General features: G+C 65.2%; 17 protein-coding genes. 7 read left to right on the top strand and 10 right to left on the bottom strand.

Annotation, left to right across the window (positions count from 1 at the left end; translation table 11 throughout):
- Nucleotides 1-107: 107 nt before the first annotated feature.
- Entirely contained in the window at nucleotides 108-794 is a 687-nt protein-coding gene (locus tag J5M67_RS01590) for a GntR family transcriptional regulator (protein WP_207882610.1), read from the top strand.
- A gap of 227 nt (nucleotides 795-1,021) precedes the next feature.
- Here J5M67_RS01590 and yjiA read toward each other — a convergent pair whose 3' ends face one another.
- The 4 genes from yjiA to J5M67_RS01570 form a co-directional block, all read right to left on the bottom strand.
- A complete protein-coding gene (gene yjiA, locus J5M67_RS01585; protein WP_207882608.1) occupies nucleotides 1,022-2,020 on the bottom strand; it encodes a GTPase in 999 nt (332 codons plus the stop codon).
- Nucleotides 2,021-2,227: 207 nt separating this feature from the next.
- On the bottom strand, nucleotides 2,228-2,431 hold the full coding sequence (locus J5M67_RS01580) for a YbdD/YjiX family protein (RefSeq protein WP_015478970.1): 204 nt from the start codon (nucleotides 2,429-2,431) through the stop codon (nucleotides 2,228-2,230).
- 12 nt (nucleotides 2,432-2,443) lie between these two features.
- Nucleotides 2,444-4,510 (bottom strand): carbon starvation CstA family protein, encoded by a 2,067-nt coding sequence (locus tag J5M67_RS01575; RefSeq protein WP_207882604.1) that lies wholly within the window; start codon nucleotides 4,508-4,510, stop codon nucleotides 2,444-2,446.
- 187 nt (nucleotides 4,511-4,697) lie between these two features.
- Nucleotides 4,698-5,210, bottom strand: a complete 513-nt coding sequence (locus J5M67_RS01570; RefSeq protein ID WP_207882602.1) for a DUF3015 domain-containing protein — start codon at nucleotides 5,208-5,210, stop codon at nucleotides 4,698-4,700.
- A gap of 191 nt (nucleotides 5,211-5,401) precedes the next feature.
- On the opposite strand from J5M67_RS01570, the gene J5M67_RS01565 reads away from it, so the two are divergent.
- On the top strand, nucleotides 5,402-5,770 hold the full coding sequence (locus tag J5M67_RS01565) for a PilZ domain-containing protein (RefSeq protein ID WP_207882600.1): 369 nt from the start codon (nucleotides 5,402-5,404) through the stop codon (nucleotides 5,768-5,770).
- Between the two features lie 114 nt (nucleotides 5,771-5,884).
- Here J5M67_RS01565 and radA read toward each other — a convergent pair whose 3' ends face one another.
- From radA to J5M67_RS01550, 3 genes are all read right to left on the bottom strand, one after another.
- Nucleotides 5,885-7,261 (bottom strand): DNA repair protein RadA, encoded by a 1,377-nt coding sequence (gene radA / locus J5M67_RS01560; RefSeq protein WP_207882598.1) that lies wholly within the window; start codon nucleotides 7,259-7,261, stop codon nucleotides 5,885-5,887.
- A 54-nt stretch (nucleotides 7,262-7,315) separates the two neighbouring features.
- On the bottom strand, nucleotides 7,316-7,558 hold the full coding sequence (locus tag J5M67_RS01555; RefSeq protein ID WP_207882595.1) for a hypothetical protein: 243 nt from the start codon (nucleotides 7,556-7,558) through the stop codon (nucleotides 7,316-7,318).
- A gap of 76 nt (nucleotides 7,559-7,634) precedes the next feature.
- The gene (locus J5M67_RS01550) at nucleotides 7,635-7,877 is read right to left on the bottom strand and encodes a YdcH family protein (protein ID WP_207882593.1); all 243 of its coding nucleotides are present in this window, start codon (nucleotides 7,875-7,877) and stop codon (nucleotides 7,635-7,637) included.
- 154 nt (nucleotides 7,878-8,031) lie between these two features.
- Between J5M67_RS01550 and mscL the strand changes: the two genes are divergently transcribed.
- Entirely contained in the window at nucleotides 8,032-8,439 is a 408-nt protein-coding gene (gene mscL, locus J5M67_RS01545; RefSeq protein ID WP_207882591.1) for a large-conductance mechanosensitive channel protein MscL, read from the top strand.
- A gap of 50 nt (nucleotides 8,440-8,489) precedes the next feature.
- Here mscL and J5M67_RS01540 read toward each other — a convergent pair whose 3' ends face one another.
- Nucleotides 8,490-9,266, bottom strand: a complete 777-nt coding sequence (locus tag J5M67_RS01540; RefSeq protein ID WP_207882589.1) for a ferredoxin--NADP reductase — start codon at nucleotides 9,264-9,266, stop codon at nucleotides 8,490-8,492.
- 194 nt (nucleotides 9,267-9,460) lie between these two features.
- Between J5M67_RS01540 and J5M67_RS01535 the strand changes: the two genes are divergently transcribed.
- The 4 genes from J5M67_RS01535 (at nucleotide 9,461) to J5M67_RS01520 (ending at nucleotide 12,254) form a co-directional block, all read left to right on the top strand.
- Entirely contained in the window at nucleotides 9,461-10,585 is a 1,125-nt protein-coding gene (locus J5M67_RS01535) for a class I SAM-dependent methyltransferase (protein ID WP_207882587.1), read from the top strand.
- Between the two features lie 76 nt (nucleotides 10,586-10,661).
- Entirely contained in the window at nucleotides 10,662-10,922 is a 261-nt protein-coding gene (locus J5M67_RS01530; protein WP_207882585.1) for an antitoxin, read from the top strand.
- Nucleotides 10,919-11,326 (top strand): type II toxin-antitoxin system VapC family toxin, encoded by a 408-nt coding sequence (locus J5M67_RS01525; protein WP_207882583.1) that lies wholly within the window; start codon nucleotides 10,919-10,921, stop codon nucleotides 11,324-11,326. Before J5M67_RS01530 ends, J5M67_RS01525 begins: the two co-directional genes overlap by 4 nt.
- Before the next feature lie 70 nt (nucleotides 11,327-11,396).
- The gene (locus J5M67_RS01520) at nucleotides 11,397-12,254 is read left to right on the top strand and encodes an alpha/beta fold hydrolase (RefSeq protein WP_207882580.1); all 858 of its coding nucleotides are present in this window, start codon (nucleotides 11,397-11,399) and stop codon (nucleotides 12,252-12,254) included.
- A 192-nt stretch (nucleotides 12,255-12,446) separates the two neighbouring features.
- Here the strand turns inward: J5M67_RS01520 and J5M67_RS01515 are convergent, their stop codons facing one another.
- Nucleotides 12,447-13,013 (bottom strand): nucleotidyltransferase family protein, encoded by a 567-nt coding sequence (locus tag J5M67_RS01515; RefSeq protein WP_207882579.1) that lies wholly within the window; start codon nucleotides 13,011-13,013, stop codon nucleotides 12,447-12,449.
- Entirely contained in the window at nucleotides 13,010-13,981 is a 972-nt protein-coding gene (locus tag J5M67_RS01510) for an XdhC family protein (RefSeq protein WP_207882577.1), read from the bottom strand. Before J5M67_RS01510 ends, J5M67_RS01515 begins: the two co-directional genes overlap by 4 nt.
- Nucleotides 13,982-13,983 lie beyond the last annotated feature (2 nt).

Here is a 13,983-nt window from a genome sequence, read left to right as displayed (position 1 = left end):
TTTGAATGCAACCTAGAAATAACTGATGTATTTTTCTTCTGCAACTGGTTTTGCACGGACGGTTTTGCGGCATCCTTTCCAGGGTCAAGCAAGAGGCGGAGTCGCTCATGACGGAGAAACACCCCGAGTCCACGGTGGAACGCGTCTACCAAGGGGTTTACGAGGCAATCAGCAAGCGCAGCCTGCGCCCCGGCATGAAGCTGGGCGAGGCGGCGCTGGCGGAATTGTTCAAGGTCAGCCGCACTTCGGTGCGCGCGGCGCTCAAGCAACTGGAGGCGGACGGACTGGTGTCTACCGCGCTCAACAAGGGGGCATGGGTATCGCTACCCAGCGACGAGGAGATCCGCTCGCTGTTCGAAACGCGGCGGTTGATCGAGATCGGCATCGTCAGCGAACTCTGCCGGCGCGCCGACAGCGCGATCTTCCAGGACCTACGCGACCATGTGGCGCTCGAAGACGCGGCCCACGACCATGACCACGCGCAGTTCGTCCACCTGCTCGGCGAGTTCCACTTGAAGCTGGCGGCGGCGCTGGGCAATCCGGTGCTGCTCGACTTCTTCCGCAAGCTGATCGAGCGTGCCTCCCTCTACGCCACGACCCTGGACGATGGGCACCACGAGACCTGCCGGGGCAACGAGCACCTTCGGCTGATCGAGTTCATCGAGGCGGGCAACCAGGCAGCGGCCATTGAATTGACCTGCATGCACCTGAATGCCATCGAGCAGGCGATCATCAAGGCGGCGGGGAACCTGAAGGCGGATTACCACCCGCTCAAGCATCTGATCGGCGGCTGAAGATTTTCTGTAGGAGCGAGCTTGCTCGCGAACCGCAGCTCCCGGCTAACGCCATCGTGGGCGCCCGCTCCGTACAGTCCCCTGCCCCTGAAGGGAGAGGGAGCTATCCGGGGCGACTCTGACCTTCAGCGTCAGTTGGACAGCCCTTGTTCGCGAGCAAGAACTGGGCGTCCCCCTCGCTCCTACGAAGAGCTTAAAAACGCCCGGCACTGGCCGGGCGTTTTCGTTCAGGCGGCAGGTCCGCCGGTGATGGCTTCGAAGCCCTGGCGGATCTGCTCTTCCGGCAGGTTGTCACCGATGAAGACGATCACGCTCTCGCGCGTCTCGTCGCTCTTCCACTCGGTATCCCAGTCGAAGCCATAGAGCCGCAACACGCCCTGGAACACCAGGCGCCGCGCCTCGCCGGCGATGTTCAGCACGCCCTTGTAGCGCAGCAGCGAGTTGCCGTGCCATTGCAGCAGATCGTCCATGAAGGCGCTCAGGCGCTCGATGTCCAGCGCACGCTCGCTGCGCAGCACCAGCGTGGTGATGCGGTCGGTGGTGTCCGCCGCCGGACGTAGCGGACGCAGCAGCGGGCGCAGGCCGACGTCGGCATTGAGATTGAAACCGCGAACGTCGAACAGGCGCGCAAGCTGGATGGCGCCGTGCTTCACCGGATGGATCTCGGCGCGGCGGTTGATGCGCTGCAGGCGCTCCACCAGCGCGTCGTACTGCTCCGGCGACACCAGGTCGCCCTTGCTCACCAGGACGCGGTCGCCGAAGCCGACCTGGGCCTGGGCGATGGCCTCCTGCAGGTGACGATCGGCGTTGGCCGCGTCCACCAGCGTAATGATGCCGTCGAGCAGGTAGCGCTCGCGTAGCGTCTCGTCAACGAAGAAGGTCTGCGCCACCGGCGCAGGGTCGGCCAGGCCGGTGCACTCGATCACCACGCGGTCGAAGTCCAGCTCGCCGTTGTCGCGGCGCTCCAGCAGCACGTACAGCGCACGCTCGAGGTCCGTATTGATGGTGCAGCAGACGCAGCCGTTGGACAGCGTCATCACCTGCACCGCGTCATCGCCCAGCAATTGGCCGTCGATGGGCGTGTCGCTGAATTCGTTCTCGATCACGGCGATCTTCAGGCCATGCTCGGCCTTGAGAATGTGCTTGAGCAGGGTGGTCTTGCCCGCCCCGAGGAAGCCGGTGAGGACGGTCACCGGAATCTGCGGTGTGCTTGCGGAATCGGTCATGGGAACATCCAGGCAATCAGAATTGAAAACAGGCAGAAATGAAAACGGGCCGCGATCGCTCGCGGCCCGTCCAACGATTAATGAAACGTCGGCGAGGCAGCCGAGGCAAGGCGCCAGCGGTCGGAAAAAGCGGAGTCTACTGCAGTAGATGAGCATTTTTCCGGCCGCTGGCAACACAGCATCGGCCACGCAGCCAGTTTCATTGCGTCAACAGCAGCGGATCGGTCGTCCCTTGCCGCCACCGTAGCGCGCTTCCTGGCGCTCGCGGAAGAACTCCTCGTAGGTCATCGGAGTCTTGTCCGGGTGTTTGTTCTGCATGTGCTGAACGTAGGTGTCGTAATCGGGCATGCCGACCAGCATGCGCGCGGCCTGCCCGAGATACTTACCCATGCGGCTGAGGTCATTGAACATACTGAACCTCCATCAAGCGTCCGGAATCGGCTGGAAGGGGGCTTCCTTGTCGGTGCGCTCCTTCTTGGTCCAGGCGCTGGCGCCGACCTTGATGGAGTACACCAGCACGCTGAGCACCACCAGCAGGAACAGCACGGTGAGGCCGGCGTTGATGTAGGCGTTCATCATCACGGCCTGCATCTGGCCGATATCCTTGGCCGGGGCGATGATCTGCCCGGCGTCCAGACCCGCGGCGTACTTCTTGCCCAGGGCGATGAAGCCGACGGCCGGATTGCTGTCGAACAGCTTGATCAGGCCGGCGGTGCTGGTGCAGATCAGCAGCCAGGCAGCCGGGAAGGCAGTCACCCAGACGTACTGCTGGCGCTTCATCTTGATCAGCACGACGGTGGCGAGCATCAGCGCGATACCGGCAAGCATCTGGTTGGAGATGCCGAACAGCGGCCACAGGGTGTTGATGCCGCCCAGCGGGTCGACCACGCCCTGGTACAGCAGCCAGCCCCACAGCGCGACGCAACCGCCGGTACCGACGATGTTGGCGCCCCAGGAGTCGGTCTTCTTCATGGCCGGGACGAAGTTGCCCAGCAGGTCCTGCAGCATGAAGCGACCGGCACGGGTACCGGCGTCCACCGCGGTGAGGATGAACAGCGCCTCGAAGAGGATCGCGAAGTGGTACCAGAAGGCCATGGTGTTCTCACCCGGCAGTACCTGGTGAAGGATGTGCGCGATGCCCACGGCGAGAGTCGGCGCACCACCGGCACGGGCCAGGATGGTGGTTTCGCCGATGTCCTTGGCGGTCTGCGCCAGCACGTCCGGCGTGATGGCGAAGCCCCAGCTGCTGACGGTCGCGGCCACCGCGTTGACGTCGGCACCGACCACGGCCGGCGGGCTGTTCATGGCGAAGTAGATGCCCGGTTCGATCACCGAGGCGGCGACCATCGCCATGATGGCCACGAAGGACTCCATCAGCATGCCGCCGTAGCCGATGTAGCGGGCGTCGGGCTCGCGGTTGAGCAGCTTGGGCGTGGTGCCCGAGGAGATCAGCGCGTGGAAGCCGGACACCGCGCCACAGGCGATGGTGATGAACAGGAACGGGAACAGGCCGCCCTTCCACACCGGGCCGGTGCCGTCGGTGAACTGGGTCAGGGCCGGCATTTTCAGATCCGGCGAGACGATCAGGATGCCGATGGCCAGGGCGACGATGGTGCCGATCTTGAGGAAGGTCGACAGGTAGTCACGCGGGGCCAGCAGCAGCCATACCGGCAGCACCGAGGCGATGGCGCCGTAGGCGATCAGCATCCAGACGATCTGCACGCCGTGGAAGGTGAAGACCGGTGCCCATTCGGGGCTGGCGGCAACCTGCCCGCCCATCCAGATGGAGCCCAGCAGCAGGGCCACGCCGACCACGGAAATCTCGCCGATGCGGCCCGGGCGGATGTAGCGCATGTACACGCCCATGAAGATCGCGATCGGGATGGTCGCCAGCACGGTGAACATGCCCCACGGGCTGTCGGCCAGGGCCTTCACCACGATGAGCGCGAGCACCGCGAGGATGATGATCATGATCAGGAACGCGCCGAACAGAGCGATGGTCCCCGCCACCTGCCCCATTTCCTCGCGCACCAGTTCACCCAGCGAGCGGCCGTTGCGGCGGCTGGAGATGAACAGAATCATGAAGTCCTGCACGGCCCCGGCCAGTACCACGCCGGCGATCAGCCAGAGCGTACCGGGCAGGTAGCCCATCTGCGCGGCGAGCACGGGTCCGACCAGCGGGCCGGCGCCGGCGATGGCGGCGAAGTGGTGACCGAAGAGGATGTGCTTGTTGGTCGGGACGTAGTCCAGGCCGTCGTTGTTGAGGACCGCGGGGGTCGCTCGATTGGGATCCAGCTGCATCACCTTGGTGGCGATGAACAGGCTGTAGTAGCGGTAGGCGACCAGATAGATGGCGACCGCCGCGACGACGATCCACAGTGCGTTGATGGCTTCGCCGCGACGCAGTGCCACGACTCCCAAGGCAAAGGCACCGACTATCGCCACCGCCAGCCAGGCGAGGTGACGTAGCAGGCTGTTGTTATTGTTCATAGCGAGGCTTCCGACAGTTTGAAGGCGAGAATTCGCAGAAAAATTCTAGTCCTTTCCCGCGACCTATTCATACGACCTTAGTCTAGAGCGGTTACGCGCTTATTGCCCGAAGTCAAATACCGTCCGGCGGCGCGTCGCACCAATGAAAAGCCCGCCAGGCGGCGGGCTTCCGGGTCGAGCCAAAGGATCAGGCCGGTTGCTTGGCGTACTGCGCCAGCACCTGGTCGCGACTCATCACCGCCAGGGTGTTGTTCAACACCTCTTCGCCGGTGGCGTTCTGCGAAGTGAAGATCTCACCGAAGTGCTGCTGGGTGACCTGGGCGAAGTGCGCGCGGTCCTGGGTGGGGATGCCGAGCAGTACGGCATAGGCATCCAGTGCATCACCATGGCCCTGGGCCATGTTCTCGGCGATGTTGTCGAGCATGCCGTTCATGGCAAAGATCGAGCGACCGCCGTAGCCGATGCGCTGGTTGGCATCGCAGCCGTTGGTGCCCGAGGTCAGGCCGAAGGTGGCATTGCCCGAGGTGCCGTTGGTGGTGGTGGCCAGCAGGTGCGGGAACAGGCCGCGCTGACCTTCGAAGACCATGTTGCCCCAGCCGCAGCCGTGGCCGCTCTGCCCTGCCTCATCGGCATGCGCCAGCAGACTGGCAGCGCTCAGCACCCCGAGAATCAGCCCCTTGCATACGAACTTCTTATCCATGTTCTGCACTCCACAATAGGTATTGGATTGACGCCCCAAGAGCTTTGGCGAGTGACCGCGGACTGTCAAACCCGCAGCGGACGTGGCTGACGGACGAAAGCTCGGAAAATGGCGTACGACGCATTACCGAGGCTTTCTCTATGGGGAGGTCTATAGTGAGGCAAAGCAGAAACGGCCGGAGAGCCACGACAATGACTGACGATCACGCCGAGCGCCGGCGCTTCCAGCGCATCGCCTTCGATGCCGGCACGGAAATCAGCCAGGGCGACCACCGTTGGAAGGTCACCCTGCTCGACCTGTCGCTGCAGGGTGTGCTGGTGGAACGCCCCGAGCACTGGGAAGTGGTAGCCGGCGAGCCGGTGCAGGTGCGCATCTACCTGGGCTTCGACGTCAACGTCTACATGGAAGCCGACCTGGCCTGGGAGCGCGAGGGCCTGCTGGGCTTCAACTGCAAGCACATCGACCTGGAATCCATCAGCCACCTGCGGCGGCTGGTGGAGCTCAACCTGGGCGACGAATCACTGCTGGAGCGGGAACTGACGCTGCTCAGCGAGCATTGAGATCGCGAGCCGCCATCACCCGATCGCGGACGGAGTCCGCTCCTACGAAAATGCCAACCTGGGCGTAGGAGCGGACTCCATCCGCGATTGCTCATCACCAACGCTGAAGCGGACCTACTCGAACAACGCATCCAGCGCCTGCTCCAGGCGCGTTACTGCGATCACTTGCAAGCCTGCCGGCGCCTCTTTCGGCGCGTTGCCCTTCGGCACGATGGCGCGCTTGAAGCCGTGCTTGGCCGCTTCCTTCAGACGCTCCTGGCCGCTGGGCACCGGACGTACCTCGCCGGACAGGCCGACCTCGCCGAACACCAGCAACTGGTGATCCAGCGGCCGGTTGCGCAGGCTGGACATCACCGCCGCCATCAGCGCCAGGTCCGATGCGGTTTCCAGCACCTTCACCCCGCCCACCACGTTGAGGAACACGTCCTGGTCGTAAGTCGGGATACCGCCGTGGCGGTGCAGCACCGCCAGCAGCATGGCCAGGCGGTTCTGGTCGAGGCCCAGGGTGACGCGGCGCGGGTTGGCCAGATGGCTGGTGTCCACCAGCGCCTGAACCTCCACCAGCATCGGCCGCGAGCCTTCCCAGGTGGCCATGACCACGCTGCCCGGCACCGACTCCTGGGCGCGGGTCAGGAAGATCGCCGAGGGGTTGGAAACTTCCTTCAGACCACGATCGGTCATGGCGAACACGCCCAGTTCGTTGATCGCACCGAAGCGGTTCTTCACCGCCCGCAACAGACGCAGGCGGCCATCGGACTCGCCCTCGAAATACAGCACGGTATCGACCATGTGCTCCAGCACGCGCGGACCGGCCAGTGCGCCTTCCTTGGTGACGTGGCCAACCAGGAAGATCGCCGTGCCACTCTGCTTGGCGAAGCGCACCAGCAGCGCCGCGCTCTCGCGCACCTGGGCGACGCCACCGGGGGCCGATTGCAGTTGCTCCGTGAAGATGGTCTGGATCGAGTCGATCACCATCACCTTGGGCTGCTCGTGGCGCGCGGTAGCAATGATGCTCTCGATGCAGGTCTCGGTCATGACCTTGAGCTTGTCCTCCGGAAGGCCCAGGCGCCGGGCGCGCATGGCAACCTGCTGCTGGGATTCCTCACCGGTGACATAGAGCGCCGGCAGGCGCGCGGCGATGTTGCAGAGGGTCTGCAGGAGGATGGTGGACTTGCCGATGCCGGGGTCGCCGCCGATCAGCACCACCGAGCCGTCGACCAGGCCGCCGCCGAGCACGCGATCCAGTTCCGCCGAGGCGGTGGTGAAGCGCGGCATTTCTTCGACGCTGACTTCGGCGAGGGTCTTGATGTTGGCCTGTTGGCCGGCCCAGCCGCCGCGACCGGAAGTGCCGCCGGAGCCGCCGGTGGGCGTGGTGTCGACGACGGTCTCGACCAGAGTGTTCCAGGCGCCGCAATCAGGACACTGCCCGGCCCATTTGGGGTAGGTGGCGCCGCACTCGGTGCAGCCGTACATGCGCTTGGCCTTGGCCATGAGCGGACTCCGTCGAAGACAAAGCCCGCATCATAGCCAATCGGGCGGAGCGGTTCAGCTCGCCAGGCGGCGATACTGGCACTCCATATCGTACTTGAGGCTTTCGCGGCGCATGAGCAGCGAGGCCAGGGTACCGTCGGGGCGCTCGACGCCCTCCTCCACCCGACCGATGCGCTGGTCCAGCAGCTCATATTGCAGCTTCAGGCGAACCAGGCGCTCCTGGGCGCGGAGGGCTTCGACGTTACGTTGATTGGATTTGGTGACGGACTTGCCAGAGGACGAAATGGCTTTGCGCATGGCGGTGGCACCGGTTGGAAATGGATGACAGGAGCCTACGCCTCGCTCCGCCCCACACCCTTGATACCGATCAAGCTCAACTGGATCGCTTGAGCAGATCGGCGATTTCGTCCTTCAGTGTCACGCGTTGCAGTTTGAGGGAGTTGAGAGCGAGGTCGTCCATCGCCTGGCGGCCGTCCTCGATGTCGTAGATCTTCCTGTCCAGCTCCTCGTAGCTGGCAGCCAAGCGGGTGAAGGTGGCGTCCTTCCCGTGCAACCGGGTCATCAGTGCCTTCTGGTCGGGAAATTCGCGGGACAACGGATGATGCTCGAGCGGCATGGCGGACCTCCTTAAATGGATGGGTTGCCCGATAAGCCTAGACCACCCGGCAAAAGCGCCCAGCACCGCCGGTCATGCAACGATTCGGGATGATCAGGTCGCGGCGGGCCGCTAAACTGCCCACCTGTCCCCCTCTGTTACAAGGAGTTCCTGCATGAGTCTGCTTAGCGAGTTCAAGGCTTTCGCCGTCAAGGGCAACGTGGTCGACATGGCCGTCGGTATCATCATCGGCGCCGCCTTCGGCAAGATCGTCACATCGTTCGTCGGCGACGTGATCATGCCGCCCATCGGCCTGCTGATCGGGGGCGTGGACTTCTCCGACCTGGCGATCACGCTCAAGGCCGCCGAAGGCAATACGCCTGCGGTCGTGATGGCCTACGGCAAGTTCATCCAGACCTGCCTGGACTTCGTGATCGTCGCCTTCGCCATCTTCATGGGCGTGAAGGCCATCAACCGCTTCAAGCGTGAGGAAGAAGCCGCACCGGCAGCCCCGACCAAGGACCAGGAACTGCTCAGCGAAATCCGCGACCTGCTCAAGGAACAGCGCAACCGCGCCCCCTGATATGCCCGGCTCACCCCGTCGCGACGGCGGGGTGAGCAACCCGATCCTTCCTACCAGTAATTCTCCACGGCGATCTGCCCGGGCTTGCGCGTCAGCGCCAGGCTCATGCCGCGCGCCTTCAGCACGGCGCGGGTGTCCTCGATCATCTGCGGGTTGCCGCAGAGCATCACGCGCGAATGCTCCGGGCTGAGCTCCAGACCGGCGGCACGCTCCAGCTCGCCGTTCTCGATCAGCGTGGTGATCCGCGCATTCAGGCAGCCGGGGACGCTCTCGCGGGTGACCACGGGGATGAACTGCAGCTTGTGGATGTGCTCCGCCAGATGCTCCATCCCGGCGAAACTGGCGATCAGTTCGCGGTAGGCCAGCTCCTTTTCCTCGCGGGCGCTGTAGACCAGCTTGATGGTCTCGAAGCGCTCCCACGCCTCGAAGTCTTGCAGGATCGACAGGAACGGCGCCAGCCCGGTGCCGGTAGCCAGCAGCCAGAGATCGCGGCCGTCGGGGAAGCGATCCAGGGTGAGGAAGCCGAAGGCCTGGCGGTCCACCAGCAACTGCTCGCCGACACTCAGGCGGCTGAGTTCGCTGGTGAACTCCCCGTCCGGCACCACAATGGAGAAGAATTCGAGGAATTCATCGTGGGGCGCCGAAACCATCGAGTAGGCGCGCCAGACGATGCTGCCGCTGGGCTTGTACACGCCCAGGCGGGCGAACTGCCCGGCGCGGAAGCGGTAGCCACTGTCGCGGGTGGTGCGCAGGGTGAACAGGCTCGGGGTGAGCGTCTGCACGTCCAGCAGGGTCTGGCGGGTGAACTTCTCTTCGCTGGCGGTCATCGTCCGCTCCTTTCTCAAGAACCCGCCCATTTTCCCGTATTGGCGGCGCAAGAAACACCCGCAAGGCTTGTGGTCATCGCTCGCCGGGGCACAACGCAGACGAAAGCCACGTGGATAGGCGATAATTTGCGCTTTCCGGCCGACCGACGGCGGTCGTCGGAGCCATTCACCCGAAACGCCCGTTCGAGAGTCCCATGCCTGTCCTCGCCAGCCCCTTCGCCCAGCTCGATCTGGTCCGTCACCCCGAACAGCGCGAAGACCCGCTGCAGGCCTTCGATGCGGCCGATGAGTACCTGCTCAGCCATCTCCACGAGCAGGATGTCAGCGCGGAGAGCCGGGTGCTGGTGCTCAACGACAGCTTCGGCGCCCTCGCCGCCAGTCTCGCGCCCCATGTGCGCCTGACCAGCAGCGGCGACTCGCACCTGGGCTTCATCGCCCTGCAGCGCAACCTCGAACGCAACGGCCTCACCGAAGCGCCGCTGACCTTCGTGCCCGCCAGCGACCTCCCGCAAGGCCCGTTCGACCACGTACTGGTGCGCGTGCCCAAGACCCTGGCACTGCTGGAGGAACAGTTGATCCGCCTGCACGACCAGCTCGCGCCGGGGGCGAAGGTGGTCGCCGCCGGCATGATCAAGCACCTGCCGCGCGCCGCCGGCGACCTGCTGGAAAAGTACATTGGCCCGATGCAGGCCTCGCTGGCGGTGAAAAAGGCCCGCCTGCTCGTGGCCACCGCCGAGCAGCGCCCAGCGCCGAAGTCGCCCTACCCCACCCGCTACCGACTGGACAAACCGGCGCTGACGCTGCTGAACCACGCCAACGTGTTCTGCCGCGAAGGCCTGGACATCGGTACCCGCGCCTTCCTCCCGCACCTGCCGCAAGTGCACCACGCCGTACGCGCGGCGGACCTGGGCTGCGGCAACGGCGTGCTGGGCATCGCCTTCGCCCTGCTGAACCCGCAAGCCGAACTGACGCTGGTGGACGAGTCGTACATGGCGGTGCAGTCCGCGCGGGAAAACTGGCAAGCGGCCTTCGGCGACCGCCCTGTGGATATCCACCCGGACGACGGCCTCGCCAGCCAGGCCGCCGACTCCCTGGACCTGATCCTGTGCAACCCGCCCTTCCACCAGCAGCAGGTGGTCGGCGACTTCCTCGCCTGGCGCATGTTCCAGCAGGCCCGCGCTGCGCTGGTCACCGGCGGCGAGCTGTGGATCGTCGGCAACCGCCACCTGGGCTACCACGCCAAGCTCAAGCGGCTGTTCCGCGGTGTCGAGCAGGTGGCGGCGAATCCGAAATTCGTGGTGTTGAAAGCGACCAAATAGCCAGGGGCATTTGCTCAAATCTTGAGCAGGCGGCAGAATACACACGCATACGTACACACAGCGGAGGCGCGTACCCATGCCGACTTCCACCCTTACCACCCGCGTGTTCATGAACGGCAACAGCCAAGCAGTGCGGATTCCCCAGGAATTCCGCCTGGATGTCAGCAGCGTGGAGATTACCCGCAAGGACAACGGCGACCTGGTCATCCACCCCATTGCGCAGGATCGCGGCGCCGCGCTGATGGAAGCGCTGCAGGGCTTCGATGACGACTTCATCGAAGCCCTGGAAGCAGACCAGCGCGACCAGCCGCCAGCCCAGGACCGGGACGAGCTGTGAAGTATCTGCTCGATACCAACATCCTGATCTATCTGTTGAAGAACCGGCCGGAGTCAGTCGCGCAGCGCGTCAGCGCCCTTCCTGCCGAGGCTTCGCTGAATATGTCGTTCTTCACCTATGCCGAGCTGCTCAAGGGTGCCGAGCGCAGTTCGCGCAAGGCCGACGTCCTGCGCCAGCTGGACCGCCTGACACGCCAGGTACCGGTGATCTACGACGGCACTCCCAGCCTTTGCGAACACTACGCCGCGCACTTCACGCGGCTGAAACTGGCCGGTACGCCGATCGGTGCCAACGACCTGTGGATCGCCTGTCACGCCCTGGCTCTGGGTGCAACGTTGGTAACGCACAACACTCGCGAGTTCGAGCGTATCGAAGGCCTCATGCTGGAAGACTGGGCCGACTGACCCATCGAAGCGGATTGCCTTGCACCGCTTCCGGTAGCAGCATGGACCGCCCCCACCCCGGACGCGCGCCATGACCGCACAAGAAGCCGCCCTCCCTGAATTGATCCGCACCGCCGACGGCGTCGATCTCGCCCTGCGCCGCGTAGGCCCGGCGGACGGCGTGCCGGTAGTGCTGACCCATGGCACCTTCTCCAACCACCGCAGCTGTCTCGGGCTGGCCAATTACCTGGGCAGCCAGGGCTTCGCCTGCTGGCTGTTCGACTGGCGCGGACATGGCGACAGCGGACGCAACGACTTCCTCCACAGCTTCGACGACGTCGCCGAGCAGGACGTGCCGGCGATTCTCGACGCGGTGAGCCAGCGCACCGGGCAGACGGCACTGCACTGGATCGGGCACTCAGGCGGCGGGTTGATCGTTTCGATGTGGGCGGCGCGCAATCCCGAACTGGCTCGACGGCGGCTGCGCTCGGTGGTCCTGATCGGCTCCCAGGCAACGGCGGCCGGTGCCAGCCTGCGGCACTGGCTGGCGATCCAGGCCTTCGACTGGATGCTACGCTGGCGACGTATCGCGCCCAGCCGCGCGAAGAGCGTCGGCCCCGAGGCGGAGAGTGCGCGACTGATGCGGCAGTGGTGCCAGTGGAATTTCCGCCGGCGGTTCGATTCGCTCGACGGTTTCGACTATCTGGCCGGGCTGGGCAGCGTCGAGTTGCCGGTACTGGGCGTCGCGGGCAGCGGCGACACGTTCATCGCGCCGCTCGCGGGGTGCGAAGCGCTGGTGAAAGCCTTTGGCGGGACGCAGGCGAAGCTGGAGCTGTTCGGGCGGGCGACGGGGGCGCGGGAGGATTACAGCCATAACCGGCTGCTGCTGTCGCGCAATGCCAGCCTGGAAATCTGGCCGCGCATTACTCAGTGGCTGGCGCAGCATTGATCAGCGTAGGGCGCATAACCTGGAACAGGTTATCCGCCGTTGGCCTTTGCGGCGGATAACGCTGGCGCGTTATCCGCCCTACGAGGTTCGTGCAAGCTGACTGCGTCGTTTCCCGTCGCGTAGGAGCGGACTCTGTCCGCGATTGGCTTCCGGCGCGATGCGGACCTATCGCGGACGGAGTCCGCTCCTACGTCAGATACTCAGGGCGGCCGGGGTATCGACGTCGCGCAGTACGCCGGAATCGGTGACAGTCAGGGTCACGCAACGATCACGGTTCGCCTGCACCACCGTCCGGGCACCTTCATCGCCGGTGAGCTGCGTCAATACCGGCCAGAACTCTCGGCCGAACATCACGGGATGCCCGCGCTGGCCGTCGTGAAGCGGAAAGAGAATGGTCGAAGCGCTGGCCGCATCGACTAACGTGCGCAGCGTTTCCGGGGCGATCCACGGCATGTCGCCGAGCAGGATGGCGACGGCCCGGGCATCGCTGTCGCCCAGGGAAGCCGCGCCGGCCGCGAGGCTATGGCCCATGCCGAGCGCCGCATCCGGGCTGTGGATAACCCGGCAGCCGGCAGGCAGACCGAAATCCTCAGCCTGCTCGCCATCACGCAACACCACGCGCACTTCATCGAACACCGCCAGCGCACGCTCGACGCTATGGGCCAGCAGACTGCGCCCATCGGGCAAGCTCGCGCGGCGCTTGTCCGCGCCGAAGCGCGAGCCCTGGCCGGCGGCCAGGACCAGCGCCACAACCGTCACAGCGCCTCGCGGGCGATGCCGCTGCGGGTGCGCAGGATGTCGGCCAGTACGGCCAGGGCAATTTCCGCCGGGGTCTTGCTGCCGAGGTTCAGGCCGATCGGCGCATGGATGCGCGCCAGCTCGGCTTCACTCAGGCCACCGATACGGTGCAGGCGTTCGCGGCGCTTCTCGGAGGTGGTGCGCGAGCCCATCACGCCGATGTAGAAGGCCTCGGTGCGCACCGCTTCGAGCATCGCCAGGTCGTCGATCTTCGGGTCATGGGTCAGGGCGACCACGGCGGTGTCCGCGTGGCAGCCGCCGTTGGCGATGAAGATCGACGGCAGTTCGCGGCGGATTTCGATGCCGTCCAGCACCACGCCTTCCAGCGCTTCTTCGCGCGGATCACAGAGGATCACCTCGAAGCCCAGGCCCTTGCCGAACTCCGCGCAGAAATGCGCGACGCTGGAGTAGCCGGCCAGCAGCAAGCGCTGGGCAGCCCCGACGCGCAACAGCACGCGGGCTTCGTCACGCTCGACGCGCGGGCCGTGCTCGTGGTCGTCGCTCAGGCGGCGGCTGCCATCCTGCAGGTTCACTTCGCGCAGCAGGCGGCGCTGGCCGAGCAGCGCCGATTCCAGCTCGCGCAGGTGGGCCTGCACGTCGCAATCGGGCGCGAGGTTCTCCACCAGCACGTCGAGGATGCCGCCACAGGGCAGGCGGATGTTGCTGCGGGTATCGGTGCCGTCGCCATAACGGACGACGACCACCGGCTCATTGAACTCACCCTCGGCGACGCGCTCGAGGAAGTCGTCCTCGACACAGCCGCCGGACAGCGAACCCACCCACTGGCCGCTGGCGTTGACCGCCAGCAGCGAGCCCGGCGCGCGAGGCGCCGAGCCGTAGGTGAAGAGCACGCTGCACAGCCAGACGCGTTGCCCGGCAGTGGACCACTGGAGCGCCTGGCGAACGACTTGCAGATCGAGATGCTGCACGA

This window comes from Pseudomonas sp. 30_B (assembly GCF_017491605.1).
In the GTDB taxonomy this organism is placed as follows: domain Bacteria; phylum Pseudomonadota; class Gammaproteobacteria; order Pseudomonadales; family Pseudomonadaceae; genus Pseudomonas.
The sequence above is the reverse complement of the archived record's forward strand: the minus strand, read 5'-3'. Positions and strand labels throughout refer to the sequence as shown.

Bases quoted from the DNA above. Each gene is read 5' to 3' on its own strand.
- J5M67_RS01590 (WP_207882610.1), top strand. From the start codon at position 108: ATGACGGAGAAACACCCCGAGTCCACGGTGGAACGCGTCTACCAAGGG.
- yjiA (WP_207882608.1), bottom strand. From the start codon at position 2,020: ATGACCGATTCCGCAAGCACACCGCAGATTCCGGTGACCGTCCTCACC.
- J5M67_RS01580 (WP_015478970.1), bottom strand. From the start codon at position 2,431: ATGTTCAATGACCTCAGCCGCATGGGTAAGTATCTCGGGCAGGCCGCG.
- J5M67_RS01575 (WP_207882604.1), bottom strand. From the start codon at position 4,510: ATGAACAATAACAACAGCCTGCTACGTCACCTCGCCTGGCTGGCGGTG.
- J5M67_RS01570 (WP_207882602.1), bottom strand. From the start codon at position 5,210: ATGGATAAGAAGTTCGTATGCAAGGGGCTGATTCTCGGGGTGCTGAGC.
- J5M67_RS01565 (WP_207882600.1), top strand. From the start codon at position 5,402: ATGACTGACGATCACGCCGAGCGCCGGCGCTTCCAGCGCATCGCCTTC.
- radA (WP_207882598.1), bottom strand. From the start codon at position 7,261: ATGGCCAAGGCCAAGCGCATGTACGGCTGCACCGAGTGCGGCGCCACC.
- J5M67_RS01555 (WP_207882595.1), bottom strand. From the start codon at position 7,558: ATGCGCAAAGCCATTTCGTCCTCTGGCAAGTCCGTCACCAAATCCAAT.
- J5M67_RS01550 (WP_207882593.1), bottom strand. From the start codon at position 7,877: ATGCCGCTCGAGCATCATCCGTTGTCCCGCGAATTTCCCGACCAGAAG.
- mscL (WP_207882591.1), top strand. From the start codon at position 8,032: ATGAGTCTGCTTAGCGAGTTCAAGGCTTTCGCCGTCAAGGGCAACGTG.
- J5M67_RS01540 (WP_207882589.1), bottom strand. From the start codon at position 9,266: ATGACCGCCAGCGAAGAGAAGTTCACCCGCCAGACCCTGCTGGACGTG.
- J5M67_RS01535 (WP_207882587.1), top strand. From the start codon at position 9,461: ATGCCTGTCCTCGCCAGCCCCTTCGCCCAGCTCGATCTGGTCCGTCAC.
- J5M67_RS01530 (WP_207882585.1), top strand. From the start codon at position 10,662: ATGCCGACTTCCACCCTTACCACCCGCGTGTTCATGAACGGCAACAGC.
- J5M67_RS01520 (WP_207882580.1), top strand. From the start codon at position 11,397: ATGACCGCACAAGAAGCCGCCCTCCCTGAATTGATCCGCACCGCCGAC.